This is a genomic window from Pseudomonas sp. MWU12-2037 (genome assembly GCF_023242345.1).
Lineage (GTDB): Bacteria > Pseudomonadota > Gammaproteobacteria > Pseudomonadales > Pseudomonadaceae > Aquipseudomonas > Aquipseudomonas gingeri_D.
The window spans coordinates 104,086-117,121 of record NZ_JALLIZ010000006.1 but is presented as its reverse complement, the minus strand read 5'-3'; the positions used below and the strand labels follow the sequence as shown (position 1 = coordinate 117,121).

Sequence of the window (13,036 nt, the reverse complement as noted above, 5' to 3'; positions counted from 1 at the left end):
GCGGCGGCGCGATTGATAGACGCACCGCCTCGGTTTTTCGGGCTCAGCTGTTCATGCTGTTAAAGTGCGCCTGCATGCGCTCGGCGTCGGCCGGGCACTCAGTGAACAGCTCGAAGGCCTTGACTGCCTGGAACACGGCCATGCTGCCGCCATCCAGCGTGCGGCAACCCAAGGCGCGAGCCTGTTTGAGCAGCTCGGTTTCGAGTGGGAAGTAGATGATCTCGGCCACCCATAACCCGGCGTGCAGAAGTGTCACCGGCAGTGGCGTGCCAGGCAGTTTTGCCATGCCCACCGGGGTGGTATTGACCACGCCATCAGCCGCCGCAAGGGCTGCTGGTAGATCCCGCCCGACAATCGCCCGTCCAGCTCCGAAGTGTGCGTTCAGGTTATCAACCAGAGCCTGGGCGCGACTCGGATCGACTTCAAATATCGCCAGTTGCCCGACCCCTTCGGACAGCAACGCATGTGCCACCGCCGCACCGGCGCCGCCAGCCCCCATCTGTATCACACGGTGACGTGCGGCCTGGGCAAGACCACGGCGAAACCCCTCGGCAAACCCAAGGCAATCGGTGTTGTGGCCGATGCGCTTGCTCTCCCTGAACACCACCGTGTTGACCGCGCCAATACCGCGCGCCTCGTCAGAAAGCTCATCGAGCAAGGGGAGGATGGCCTGCTTGCAGGGATAGGTGATATTGAGCCCGGTGTAACCCATCCGTTCAGCGCTCTTGAGCAGTTCGGGCAGCCCGTTGACGTCGAGTTTCAAGGCATCCAGATCGATCAGCCGATACACATAGCGAATGCCCTGGGCATCACCTTCCTGTTCATGCATGGCCGGTGTACGCGAGGCTTGGATACCAGCACCAATCAGGCCGGCCAGTACGGATTTCTTGTTCAGGTTCATGGTGATCAGACTTTCAATAAGTGGGCGAAATGTTCAAGGGCGAGACGGTAGCCGTGGGTTCCCATTCCGCAAATAACGCCGACAGCAATGGCCGAGACAAATGAGTGATGGCGGAACTCTTCACGTTTGTGCACGTTGGACAGGTGCACTTCGATCACCGGTAACTCTGCGGCGATCAAGGCGTCGCGGATCGCCACGGAGGTATGGGTCCAGGCTGCCGGGTTGATCACGATGCCTCCACAGCGACCTCGGGACTGATGAATCCAGTCGATGAGTTCACCTTCATGATTGGTTTGGCGAAATTCGATTTGCAGACCGTGAGAGGCGGCCGTGCGTTCACACAGATCGGCGACATCAGCCAGTGTTTCGTAGCCGTAAGTGGCCGGCTCACGAGTGCCCAGCATGTTCAGGTTCGGGCCATTGAGCACCAGGATTACATGAGTCATTGCAATGACCTCCATTGTTTTTTCACGCATCGGCAGAGGCAGCCAAGCAGGCGTCGTGAAAATGTACCAAATGGTTAATTTCGTCAACGGGGTGGCGCATCGATGTTGAGCCTGAGCGAAGGCCGAAAAGCCGACGAGAGGGCACACGTCGGCCGCAAAGCGTGATGGGCAGGGAGGTTTGGCTCTGGTGCCGGGTTTGGGAGAGCCGTTTGAGTCAGAGAAAACCTGTGCGGTTATCGCCCATCTACGGCACCTCATGGCCCTGTGCCGAGCTCAGAAGCTCGAACCAGTGATCTTTCGTCAGCGTTAGCTGGCAGGCATCTACCGACTCACGTAGCACCTCGATGCGTCTCGAGCCCGAGATGAGCAGTGGCCGGCTGGGCAGTGCAAGCAGCCAAGCCATCAGGACCGTTGTAGCAGGCGCACCCAGTTGCTCTCCCAGGTGTGTCAGGGTCTCCCTGACTCGGCTGGCCACGGGGTCCGAATCGGTAAAAATACGCCCGCCACCGAGCGGCGACCAGAGCATGGGCGCGCACCTGAGCTGTTGAGCCTGGTCGAAGGTCCCATCATAGAGAGGGGCCAGTTGCAGCAGCGAACATTCGACCTGGTTGGTCACCAGTGACAGACCGTTGGCGACCATTCTGTCCTGGAGCAGGGCGAACTGGGAGGGGGTAAAGTTCGAGACACCGAAATCCCGTACTTTTCCTTCCTGATGCAACGCGTTGAAGGCCCGTGCAACCTCATCCGCATCCATCAACGGATCGGGACGGTGGATCAGCAGCACATCCAGGTACTCGGTATGCAGGGCGCGCAGTGAGTGCTCGGCCGAGGCGACAATGTGCTCGAAACCGGTGTCATAGGTCTTGAGTCGATGCTCCGGCCGCCGAGACGAGAGCAACTTGATTCCGCACTTGCTGACCAGTTGCATCTGTTCGCGCAAATGCGGGGCGGCGGCGAGCACTTCGCCAAACAAGGCTTCAGACTGATAGTTGCCGTAGATGTCCGCGTGATCGAAGCTTGTCACTCCGAGTTCGAGCGCGGCTTCAATCAGTTGCCGGCGCTCATGGACGGACAGCGACCACTCGCTCAAACGCCACATGCCAAAGATGATCCGTGAAAACTCCGCCCCTTGTGGGGTGAGGGATACTCGTGATGAGGTGCTCATTAATATTTCCCTATCATCCTTGCTCATGACGTTATGGACCAGGCAGCCCTTCGTGACACTCGGATTCAACTGAGCGGGAAGCCAGGCGCAAGCGCTCAGGATTCAGCATCGGCCCAGCGTTCGCGTATCTTGAGGATTTCAGGCAGGCAGTCCAGAAATATCCCTACCAATTCAGGGTCGAAATGCTGGTTGCATTGCTGGCGTATCAGTCCTACGGCGTCCTCGACAGACCAGGCGCGTTTATAGGGCCGCTCACTCGTGAGGGCATCGAACACATCGGCTATGGCGACCACACGGGCGACATGGGGGATGTCTTCACCGGCGAGTCCATTGGGGTAGCCGCTGCCGTCCCATTTTTCGTGATGGCTCAGCGCGATGATTTGCGCCGTATGCAGCAGCCCTGAAGGGTGGTCACCGATAATTTTGGCGCCGATCACGGTGTGCTGGCGCATGATCTGCCATTCATCGTCCGTGAGCTTGCCAGGCTTTTGCAGGATGGCGTCGGGGATACCGATCTTGCCGACGTCGTGCATCGGCGCGGCATGCAGTAAATCATCCGCTGCGTAGCGGCTATAGCCCGCGGCCAGGGCCAGCGTCTGCGCAAAGTGGCTCATGCGTATGACGTGCAGGCCGGTCTCGTTGTCCTTGAACTCGGCCGCCGTGCCCAGGCGCTGGATGATCTGCAAGCGTGTATCGCGCAGCTCCTGTGCCTGCACGAGCGACAAGTGGGTGCGCACGCGGGCTTTGACGATACCGGGATGGTAGGGCTTGCCTATGTAGTCGACCGCGCCCAGTTCCAGGCCGCGTGTCTCGTTGTCGACCTCGCTCAGCGCGGTGACGAAGATCACGGGGATGGCGCTTGTGCAGGGATCCTGCTTGAGTGCTGTGCAGACGTCGTAGCCTGAAAGGCCTGGCATCATGATGTCGAGTAAAATCAGGTCCGGGCGATCAGTGCGCACAAGTTCCAGGGCCTTGTACCCGTCTTTGGCGAAGAGTAGTCGGTAGTCATCCTGCAGCGTGTGGCGCAGGACCTGAAGATTGATTGCCTCATCATCGACCAGCAGCAAGGTCGGGCGTTGGTCTGTCATTCGCTTCATAGCCGGCTCACGCTTGGGGTTCCGTGGCATGGGTGGTGACGAGCTGCAGCAGCAGCGTGTGAGCGTGGTCTAACTCAAAGGTATCAACCGCAGTCCGCAAAGCTTGGACTTGCGCACGTTCGCCGAGACTTTCCAGGCCCGTGCACACCTTCTCCAGTACCGCATCGTTCAATTCACTGTGCTCAAAGCATGTCAGCAGAGTCTGCATGTGGGCGAGGAGTTCGGGCTCCAGCATGGGCGGTTGAGGTACTTTGTTATCGACGACGAGTGCCTCACTGGCCTGTAGCTCCTTGGCGGCTGACTGCAGCAAGAGGCGCAGTTGGGTGATTTGCGGTCGTGCTTCCTCGCGCCATCCTGTCCTGACCATGTCCTCCAGTGTGCTGGCCAACTCAGTCACGGCCGGTAGGGCAAGATTACCCGCTGCGCCGTGAATGCTATGGAGACTGAGCAGTGTCGCCTCCCAATCAACTGAGCGCTCTGCTTCATCCGGGAGTGGATGGTTGACCGCCGTTGCGCTCAGGAACTGCTCAAGCGCTTTGGCCAATCTCGTTTTACTGCCCCATAGCGAGGTGCCGGCTATCCAATCGATCAACTGGGATGGCGGTGGGGTTCGATCCTGCTCGCGGGAGGACGAGGGGCGACGTTCGAGGTTCAGCACCTGCGCGATCTCATCGAATAACCGTGGCGCGTCCAGTGGCTTTACGGCAAAGCCGTCCATTCCGGCCTGGCGTGCGGTTTTCCGGTCCTCGGCCATCACGCTGGCGGTAAGCGCAATGACGGGGGTGTGAGGGCGAGAGTGGGTGCGTTCGTACTGGCGGATCAGCCGGGTGGCTTGCAGGCCGTCGGTGCGAGGCATATGGACATCCATCAGCACCAGGTCGAAGTGTTCAGTCCTGAATTTCTCTACCGCCTCATCCCCATCATGAGCCATCACGATGGTGTGTCCGCCGGCGCCCAGTGTCAGTGTCAGGAGCTCCAGGTTTTGGGCGACGTCGTCGGCGATCAGGATCTTCAGGGGCGGCAGTGCCTGATGGTAGGTCGCGGGTTTAAGGGCCGCCGGTTTTTGTCCGATGGGCAGGGGCAGCAGCACGTGGAAGGTGCTACCGCATCCGAGCGCGCTTTCGACCTCGATACGGCCGCTCATCTGCTCGACCAACTGGCGCGCGATCGTGGTGCCTAACCCCGTGCCACCGAAACGACGGCTGATGGAAGCATCGGCCTGCGTAAACGGTGCAAATATCGACTCGGCCTGCTGGGGCGTCATACCGATGCCCGTGTCCTTGACCTTCACATGCACTCCGTCGGGCTCATGGCTGAACGAGATGTCGACGCGACCGTGTTCAGTGAACTTGATGGCATTGCCGACCAGGTTGGTCAGTATCTGCAGGATGCGCAGCGGATCGCCGCGGAAGTATTCATTCATGTCGCTCGGGTAGTGCGTGGAGAGGGTCAGGTGCTTGGCGTGTGCCCCCAGTCGCAGGGAGGATTCGATCTGCAGTGCCAGACCTTTGAGCGAGAAATCTATGGCCTCAAGTGCCAAGCTGCCATGTTCCATCTTCGAGGTGTCGAGGATATCGTTGATCAACCCGAGCAGGGATCTTGATGATTGCCGTACGGTGTTCAGGTGGTTGCGTTGGATCGATGTCAGATCCCCCTGCAACAAGAGCTCGGTGAAGCCGATGATGGAGTTCATCGGCGTGCGGATTTCGTGGCTCATATTGGCCAGAAAGGTACTTTTGGCCGTAGCCGCGCGTTCGGCCCGTTCAGCCGTCTCGCGCAGCGATGCCTCCAGTGTATGGCGTTCGGTGATGTCGGTCACGAAACCGACGAACAGCAGCTCGTTGGGCAGATCAACACGGCCGACGGCCAGGCGCATCGGCATCAGGCTACCGTCTTTGCGCAGGCCCATGACTTCTCGACCTATTCCGATGATCTTCGGTGTGCCGGATGTCTGGTAATTGTGGAGGTAACTGTCATGCCGAGACTGGTCGGGTTCGGGCATCAGCATCTTGATGTTACGGCCGAAGACTTCCTCGGCCGTCCAGCCGAACAGCCGTTCCGCCGAGTGGTTGAAGCTCTGGATCAATCCATGGCTGTCGATGGTAATGATGCCGTCGACGGCGGTGTCGAGGATGGCACGCATGCGTGACTTGCTGTCCTCGATCTTGAGGTTGTTCTCCTCCATCGTCTGGTACAGCTTGCGTGAGTGCATCAGTCCATTGAGCGCAAATACCAGCACAGTCACCGTGACGGTGAAGGTGGAAAGCGCAAACGAGGCGAAGGTCGCGTTGATCAGTACGCTGGCGGTGGCGTTGTCCGGGGTGCCGATGAAGCGTACGGCGGCCATGCCGGTGTAGTGCATGCCGGCGATCGCCGAGCCCATGAAGGTGCCACTGATCAGTAGCCGCCTGATTGAGTTGAGCGCGGTGTGTTGCAGTCCGTAACTCACCCACAGCGCAAACACCGCGAGGCTGATCGCCAGCAAGATAGAGAGGGCAAAGGTGAGGGGGTCATAGCGCATCTGCAACGATGTTTGCATCGCGGCCATCCCGATGTAATGCATCGTGCCAATGCCTAAACCCACCAGGGTGCCGCTCATGACCAGGTGCGGCAGTGTCACTTCACGCCTTGTCAGCATCAGCAAGGCGAACCAGGACGCCACGCAGGCGGGTAGCAGGGAGAGCAGGGTCAGGGCGGTGGCGTAGTTGACGTGGGTGTGGAGGTCGAATGACAGCATGCCGATGAAGTGCATGGTCCAGATGCCGCCACCCAAGGCGATTGCGCCAGTGCTGATGGCGACGTGCCGATACCAGGCGTTTTCAGCGTTGCGCGCGATCTGTGCGGTTTGCAACGACATCGTCGCCGAAAAGATCGACACCAGAATCGAGAGCAGCACCAGGCCCGAATTGTGGGAGCCGTGCACATAGGGCATATCGATTGAAGTGTCGATGAAAAAGGCTTTTAACCCTTCCATATGGCGTTCATCTCTTTGTAGGGAGGGTCATCGATTCCATGAGAAGGAGTCCATGGGAAGCCATTCATTGGATTCGCCTTTTTCGAGGCGCAAGTAGCAACTTCCTGTGTCGGCGACCTCTTTAAGTTCTTGAATGCTTTTCGAGTAGGAAGACTCACCTTGAAGCGAGGATGCGCTCGCCAGGGGGATGCAACTCATCGGTTTGCTTGTCCTGCTGATCAGCTCGGCAGTCTGCATCTTCCTCCCTCATCACTCTGTTGCTGCAGCGATCCACGACTACTTGTATCCTTGTTCAAGAAAAGGACGAATGGCTGCCGCTATTGCCTTGGTCCAATAGTCGCTGAAACGGAAAACCGGACTTTCCATAAGGTTGTAATGTGAAGCGTGATACCCATCTGGTTGTGCTTTTGCTGTTGGTTATCGGTTGCTCCCTGGCATCACTGACGGTCTGGAAGGTGTTGGCCTCTCGAGATCGAGCGCTGGAAGAAGTGAACGTCCATGGCTTGAACCTTACCCAGGCGCTTGCTACTTATTCCGAAGGCATCGTCCGCCAAAGCTCGCTGCTTTTGCTCGGGCTGGTCGAACGGCTGGAAACCGAAGGTAGCGGGCCTGCGCAGATTCAACGGCTGAGTGCATTGGTCAGCCGCCAGGAGCCGCTGATGCCACAGCTCAGTAGTATTGCGATCTACGATAATCAGGGCCGCTGGTTGATGTCCTCCAACCGGCCGATTCCAGTCGGGGCGAACAGTACTGATCGTGCCTATTTCATTCATCACCGTGACGATCCATCCCGTGAGATCTTTATCGGTCCGCCAATCCAGAGCCGATCTAATCAGGAATGGGTGATCACCGTCAGCCGCCGTTTCAATAATCCTCACGGTGCCTTTGCCGGGGTAGTGGCGGTCACCTTGGGGATCGAAAACTTCCTGCGGTTGTTTGGAACGATCGACCTAGGGCAGGAGGGCGCTATCGGCTTGTCCTATACCGACGGTACGTTGCTGGTTCGCTATCCTTTCCGTGAGCAGGACATGGGACGCAACTTTTCCAAGTCGCCCATCTATGCAAAGTATCTTGTCGATCGATCAGTCGGCACTGCCTCGTTTACCTCCAGCCTGGACGGCGTGGAGCGGCTCTACGCTTTCCGAAAGAGTGACCGGCTGCCGTTGATAACGACTGTGGCACTAGGCAAGCGCGAAGCCCTCGCCGCGTGGCGGACGGAGGCACTGCTGTCGGCGGTGGTGGTGACGGGGTTGTTGGGACTCACCGGCCTTATCGGCTGGTTCTTGATCCTGGATATCCGTCGGCGAACCCAGGCGGAAGATCAGTTGCGTGGAGCTCAGCAACAGCTGCTCTCATCGAATCGGCAGCTTGAGTTGCTCGCGATGAAGGATGCCCTGACCGGTTTGGCAAATCGGCGCTGCTTTGATGAGAGCCTCGCCATGGAGGCTCGGCGAGCACAGCGTGAGGGTACGACGCTGGCATTGATGATGATCGATATCGACTACTTCAAGCGCTTTAACGACTCGTTCGGGCATGTGGCAGGAGACGCATGCCTGCAGACGGTTGGCAGAATCTTCGAGGCGTGCGTAAGGCGACCGTCAGATCTGGTGGCACGTTATGGCGGAGAGGAGATGGGCATCATCATGCCTGACACCGACAGTGACGGTGCCGCGGTGGTGGCGCAACTTATCCTCGACCGTTTGAAGCAAGAAAACATTGCGCACAACACCAGCCCATTCGGACGGCTGAGTGTGAGCATTGGGATTGCCACAGCCACGGGGTCTCAACTGGACCATTTGCAAGGGTTGATTGAGGTGGCAGATCAGGCTCTCTATAACGCCAAGGCGTTCGGACGTAACCAGTTTGTGAGTGGCGGGTTGTGATCTGATTGATACAACAGGGCTATATGGAAAATGAAAGTGAAAATATTATTCATCGCGTCGCTGGGCATTTTATCGCTCATTCAAGCATCACTGTCTTTTGCGGATAACGCCAATGGAAAAAATCTCTATTCACAGAGATGTGCCATGTGCCACGGAGCAGATCTCAAGGGAACAGGACCCTTGGCTAATAAAAGCAATCCTCCTGCACCTGACCTCACAACATCCGTTTTCAAAAAACGACTAAATGATTATCCGGGCGTTATTGTGTCATCGATAATACTTCGTCCAAATGGAGACTTGATTCCAAAAACGTTGCGAGAGAATGGTGTAAAACTATCGCCATTCGCTTGGAAGGTTCAGGATTTTCGCGATTTAAATCAATATATGAAGGGTGTAATTTCAAAAAGTCGATGATTTTTAGAGGTTGAAGATGGATCGCTCACTTAGGTGTGTTTGCCATTGGCTTACCGAGATCCGTCTAGCCGCTCTAGCTGACAGCATGCCTGCTGGCGCGGACATAATAATTATCAAACTCACCACTTTCGACGAACTCAAAGCCATGACGAATGTAAAAGCGATTTGAGGCGCTTTCTTTGAGTTCAACTGACCCAGAGCAAGGCGGGTGAGCCTTGGATCGAGACCGTTTCACAATTAATCCGCACCCTCTCATCCTGGAACCAAACACTTAGAGCGATTGCGTCAGGAACTCGCTGATCACACCAAGCACTTGCTGCTGGATCAGCGCCCGTGGGCGGCCCCCATCACCATCCCGGCAGATGATCCCGTCACCGGGGTCGTTTTGCTCAATCAGTTGCACAGCGTCCGGTTTGCAGGGGGCCATGAAGCTGAAGTGGGTGGCGTCGCTGATTTCCAGGTAGCGCACTGACGCTTGAGGCAGGCGCCTGGCCAAGTCGGCTGACTCCAACCTTGCCGGCAGTTCTTCCGAGGGCCAACCAGCGGCAATCACCAGTACTGGTCGGTGCAGGTCTGCAAGGCTTTTATCGGTGAAGCCTCGGGACAGGCCGAGGTCCAATGAAACGATGGCGGCCACGCGCGGGTCGCTCAAACTCATCGACAAGCGCTGCCGGGATTCGGCGGTGGCCCCGGCCTGAATGTCTTGATAAACCTTGCAGCCGGCAAGTACAGGATGAGCCGTGCAGTCCTCGGCAAAGCGTTGCGGATCCTGCGTGTGGGGACCCCGGCGTTTACGTAGGGCCAATAAAATCGATCAGAGAACAGGCTGCATCCAGCCGACACGCTGTCATCAAGCTCCCGGCCGATAGACTTTTCATTCTCCGGTGGATGGGCCGTCTGTCGCAGATCGTAGCAGCCGGTTCAGCCAGCTGACCATCAGACGGGTAGAAAGCGGCTCACCCTGGCCTGCAACAGCTCGATCACTTCAGGCGCCATCATGTAGCCGAAGCTCGTCCGCTAGAACCAGGTTTCCATTTGCACCCCCAGTTGCCAGACGCCTCCAGACCTGAAGCCCTTCTGGCCGAAATCATCGGTTGAGCTGAAGTTATCGAGGTTCCTCGACCAGTTCATATAGGTGGCGAACAGGCGCAATTCAGGGCGGGTGAAGAAGTCGCCAGTTTGCAGCTTGAAGGTGGGCGCCAAGGTGAGTTTCCAATAGTCGCCGTCGGCTGTATGGCGGCCGGCATAGCCCCGCGCATCCAGGTCCATGGTCTGCCAGCTCAGCTCATATTGCATTTCGAAGTTGCGGCTCAGTTCATTGGCCAATCGCACGTTGAGCGTCAAGTAGCGATAGTCGTCGCCGGGGACATAGCGATCCTGGCTATGTTCGGCAATCAGGGTCGGTGCGATGCGCCAATCGTCATTCAGGCGAGTATGACCATAGAGTGCCAGCCGCAACGTCTGGGCCTGCTCAAGCAAGTCGCCATCGGCGCCAATGTTGTTGACCTCCGCTCCCAGTCCTTTGCCGTACAGCAACGCGGCTTTGAAATAGCCTTCACGACCGAAAAAGTCTGGTCGATGGTAGGCGAACAGGCCATGGGAGCCGCTTTCGGCAGGGCTGAACCCCGCCGCATTCAGCCGGGTGCCGCCGTCCATCAGCCTGGCGTCGTTCTGGCTTGAAGTAATACCATTGAGCATGAGCTGCCAGCGACCATCATCGAAAAATTGGTTGAGGGTCGCGACATAGCTCCGGATGTCCTTGTTTTCCTCTGTACCGAAATCACCGTAGGAACGGCTCATCAGGGAGGCATTGATGCGCCAATTATCGGCAAGGCGGACGTCGTAGATCCCGCCACCGGTCCCGGCCAGGAACACAATGCCCCGGTCAAGCCAATGGATGTCGTAATTGTCTCGATCAAAGCGCTTGCCGGCCCATAAGGTCGCGTCGCGCAGCATGGGGGTGTTCTGGAATGACGCCAGATGGCTGAGCTCGGCATAGGACTGGCGCACATTGAGCGAGCTTTGCGCCGCGGTCCAATCGTTGGGGGTTTCCACACCGTCCGCGATCTCAAACAGGTACTTGGAGCGCGTGCCGTTATCGGCTTGGCTTTGTTTCGAGAATTTCGCCTCTGCGTAGGTGTCCACCTCATTGCCAAGGCGCCCAACCGACCCACCAATCGACCCTGCGGGGGTGATGTTGGGGCCGCCCCGACCGGCGCCGCCGCCATCGGTCATCATCCCGGAACGGGCATACGCGCTAAAGGAGAAACCTTGCGCGACGTCCTGGATCGAATCAACCGAAGAGGCGAGGGTCGAGGTGCGCTGCTCCATGGACTGCTGGCGTGTTTCAATCTGGGCGACTCTCTCGTCTAGAGGCAATTGCGTTGCCGTGGGTGACGCGGCATTGACGGCGAGCTGACTCTTGAGGCGCTCGACCTCCCTGTGCAATTGGACAACGTCGGTTTCAGCCGTCGACGCCCGCTTCTCGGCGGCGGCGGTCCTGGCCTCCAACTGAGCGAGACGCTCCTCAACGGTCAAGGCCGGTTCGGCAAGCAGGTTGGTGGTTGAAAAAAGCAGGGCAAAGATACCCAGAAGCGGCGTATTACGCATGCTGACCCTCTTGTTTTTGTATTGGGGCACTACACACCTTTCAAACGAGTCCTTGTCCCTGGTCGAGCAGGCATTTGCGAGAGATCGCAAGTGTTCCTGGAGTCGCCGGCAGCGCGGCTTTTACCCAGTTTTCTTATCGCGATATCACCGGCAGTTGCACTCAACCCACTTGACAACGAGCCCGTCCAGGACGCGTAATGTGTTGCGATGTTAACGTTAACTAAAATAAAAACAAGAGGACTGTTCCATGTCGATCTCAATGAAACGTGAGTACTGGCTCATCAGTGGTTTGCTGTATTTCTTCTTCTTCTCGTGGTCATCCAGCTACTCGCTGTTCTCGATCTGGCTGCATCGAGTCATCGGCCTGAATGGCACGGAAATCGGCTTTGTTTTCGCGGCCAACGCCATTGCGGCGCTGCTGATTCAGCCGTTCTATGGCGCGCTGCAGGATCGGCTTGGCCTGTCGAAAAAACTGCTGGTGTGGATTGGCATCCTGCTCTGCGCGGCGGCCCCGTTTGCGATTTACGTATATGCCCACCTGCTGGCTCAGAACGTGGTGTTGGGGGCTTTGGTCGGAGCGGCTTTTCTGGCCTTGGCCATGCTCGCGGGCGTGGGCGTGATCGAGTCCTACACGGAGCGATTGTCGCGTCACGCGGGCCTTGAGTTCGGGACCACCAGAATGTGGGGTTCGCTGGGCTGGGCCAGCGCGACGGGTGTGGTTGGCGTGGTCTTCAACATTGACCCGGATATCGCGTTTTACCTGAGCAGCGCTGCCGGCGTTGCGTTCTTGTTGATCCTCTCCAGGCTGGATTTGAGCCGCTTCAGTCAACCCGGCGTAGCCGGAAAGGGGGCAGCGATGCCCGTGCGCGTGCACGATCTCTGGAAGTTGCTGAGGCTACCGCGTTTTTGGGCATTCAGCTTGTACCTGACCGGTGTGTGCGGGATCTACATGATCTACGAACAACAGTTTCCGGTGTATTTCTCCTCTTTCTTCCCGACCCCGGAGGAGGGCACCCGTGCTTATGGCTACCTGAATTCATCGCAGGTGCTGCTTGAGGCCGTATTGATGTTGTTCGCGCCATGGGTGGTCAGCCGTACAGGCGCCAAGTACGGACTGATTCTGGCGGGCAGCATCATGTTCGTGCGGATCCTGGGCTCCGGGCTGGCCATGCAAGCCTGGACCATCGCCGCCTGCAAGATGTTGCACGCGTTGGAAGTGCCCATCCTCCTGGTTTCGGTATTCAAGTACATATCGCTCAACTTCGATTCGCGCCTGTCCGCCTCGATCTATTTGGTGGGCTTCCAGTTCGCCCAGCAATTGACCGCGATGCTGCTTTCGCCTCTGGTGGGCTACGGCTACGACCATGTCGGTTTCTCGAGTGTTTACGTGCTGATGGCTGGCCTGGTCGGCGGGTGCCTGCTGTTGTCATGGACCTTGTTGCGCACCGATCCAGCCGGCACCTCTTCTCCCGCCAAGGTTACCGAACCGCTGGAGCTTCCGGCCATTGTTCAATCCGCCACTCGTTACGAACCCTAGTAAGGATCA

Annotated in this window: 9 protein-coding genes and 2 pseudogenes; 3 read left to right on the top strand and 8 right to left on the bottom strand. The window is 57.8% G+C overall.

Annotated elements, in window-relative coordinates; genetic code table 11:
- Positions 1–43: 43 nt before the first annotated feature.
- The 5 genes from M5B42_RS12890 to M5B42_RS12870 form a co-directional block, all read right to left on the bottom strand.
- Positions 44–901, bottom strand: coding sequence for a shikimate dehydrogenase (locus M5B42_RS12890; RefSeq protein WP_248746051.1), 858 nt, complete (start codon positions 899–901; stop codon positions 44–46).
- Positions 902–906: 5 nt separating this feature from the next.
- Entirely contained in the window at positions 907–1,347 is a 441-nt protein-coding gene (aroQ, locus tag M5B42_RS12885; RefSeq protein WP_103494873.1) for a type II 3-dehydroquinate dehydratase, read from the bottom strand.
- Between the two features lie 244 nt (positions 1,348–1,591).
- Positions 1,592–2,512, bottom strand: a complete 921-nt coding sequence (locus tag M5B42_RS12880; protein ID WP_248746050.1) for an aldo/keto reductase — start codon at positions 2,510–2,512, stop codon at positions 1,592–1,594.
- Between the two features lie 95 nt (positions 2,513–2,607).
- A complete protein-coding gene (locus M5B42_RS12875; RefSeq protein WP_218171286.1) occupies positions 2,608–3,600 on the bottom strand; it encodes an HD domain-containing phosphohydrolase in 993 nt (330 codons plus the stop codon).
- Between the two features lie 16 nt (positions 3,601–3,616).
- Positions 3,617–6,583: an MHYT domain-containing protein gene (locus M5B42_RS12870; protein WP_248746049.1), complete on the bottom strand. Its 2,967-nt coding sequence runs from the start codon at positions 6,581–6,583 to the stop codon at positions 3,617–3,619.
- Between the two features lie 377 nt (positions 6,584–6,960).
- On the opposite strand from M5B42_RS12870, the gene M5B42_RS12865 reads away from it, so the two are divergent.
- Both M5B42_RS12865 and M5B42_RS12860 read left to right on the top strand, forming a co-directional pair.
- Positions 6,961–8,466 (top strand): sensor domain-containing diguanylate cyclase, encoded by a 1,506-nt coding sequence (locus tag M5B42_RS12865; RefSeq protein WP_248746048.1) that lies wholly within the window; start codon positions 6,961–6,963, stop codon positions 8,464–8,466.
- A gap of 30 nt (positions 8,467–8,496) precedes the next feature.
- A complete protein-coding gene (locus tag M5B42_RS12860; protein WP_152740353.1) occupies positions 8,497–8,880 on the top strand; it encodes a c-type cytochrome in 384 nt (127 codons plus the stop codon).
- Positions 8,881–8,953: 73 nt separating this feature from the next.
- Here the strand turns inward: M5B42_RS12860 and M5B42_RS12855 are convergent.
- The 3 genes and pseudogenes from M5B42_RS12855 to M5B42_RS12845 all read right to left on the bottom strand — a co-directional run.
- Positions 8,954–9,076: pseudogene (locus M5B42_RS12855) on the bottom strand (GNAT family N-acetyltransferase); the annotation flags it as partial.
- A 75-nt stretch (positions 9,077–9,151) separates the two neighbouring features.
- Positions 9,152–9,649: pseudogene (locus tag M5B42_RS12850) on the bottom strand (dienelactone hydrolase); the annotation flags it as partial.
- Positions 9,650–9,897: 248 nt separating this feature from the next.
- Positions 9,898–11,490, bottom strand: coding sequence for a carbohydrate porin (locus tag M5B42_RS12845; protein WP_248746047.1), 1,593 nt, complete (start codon positions 11,488–11,490; stop codon positions 9,898–9,900).
- Positions 11,491–11,737: 247 nt separating this feature from the next.
- Here M5B42_RS12845 and M5B42_RS12840 point away from each other — a divergent pair, with 247 nt between their 5' ends.
- Positions 11,738–13,027 (top strand): MFS transporter, encoded by a 1,290-nt coding sequence (locus tag M5B42_RS12840; protein ID WP_248746046.1) that lies wholly within the window; start codon positions 11,738–11,740, stop codon positions 13,025–13,027.
- Positions 13,028–13,036 lie beyond the last annotated feature (9 nt).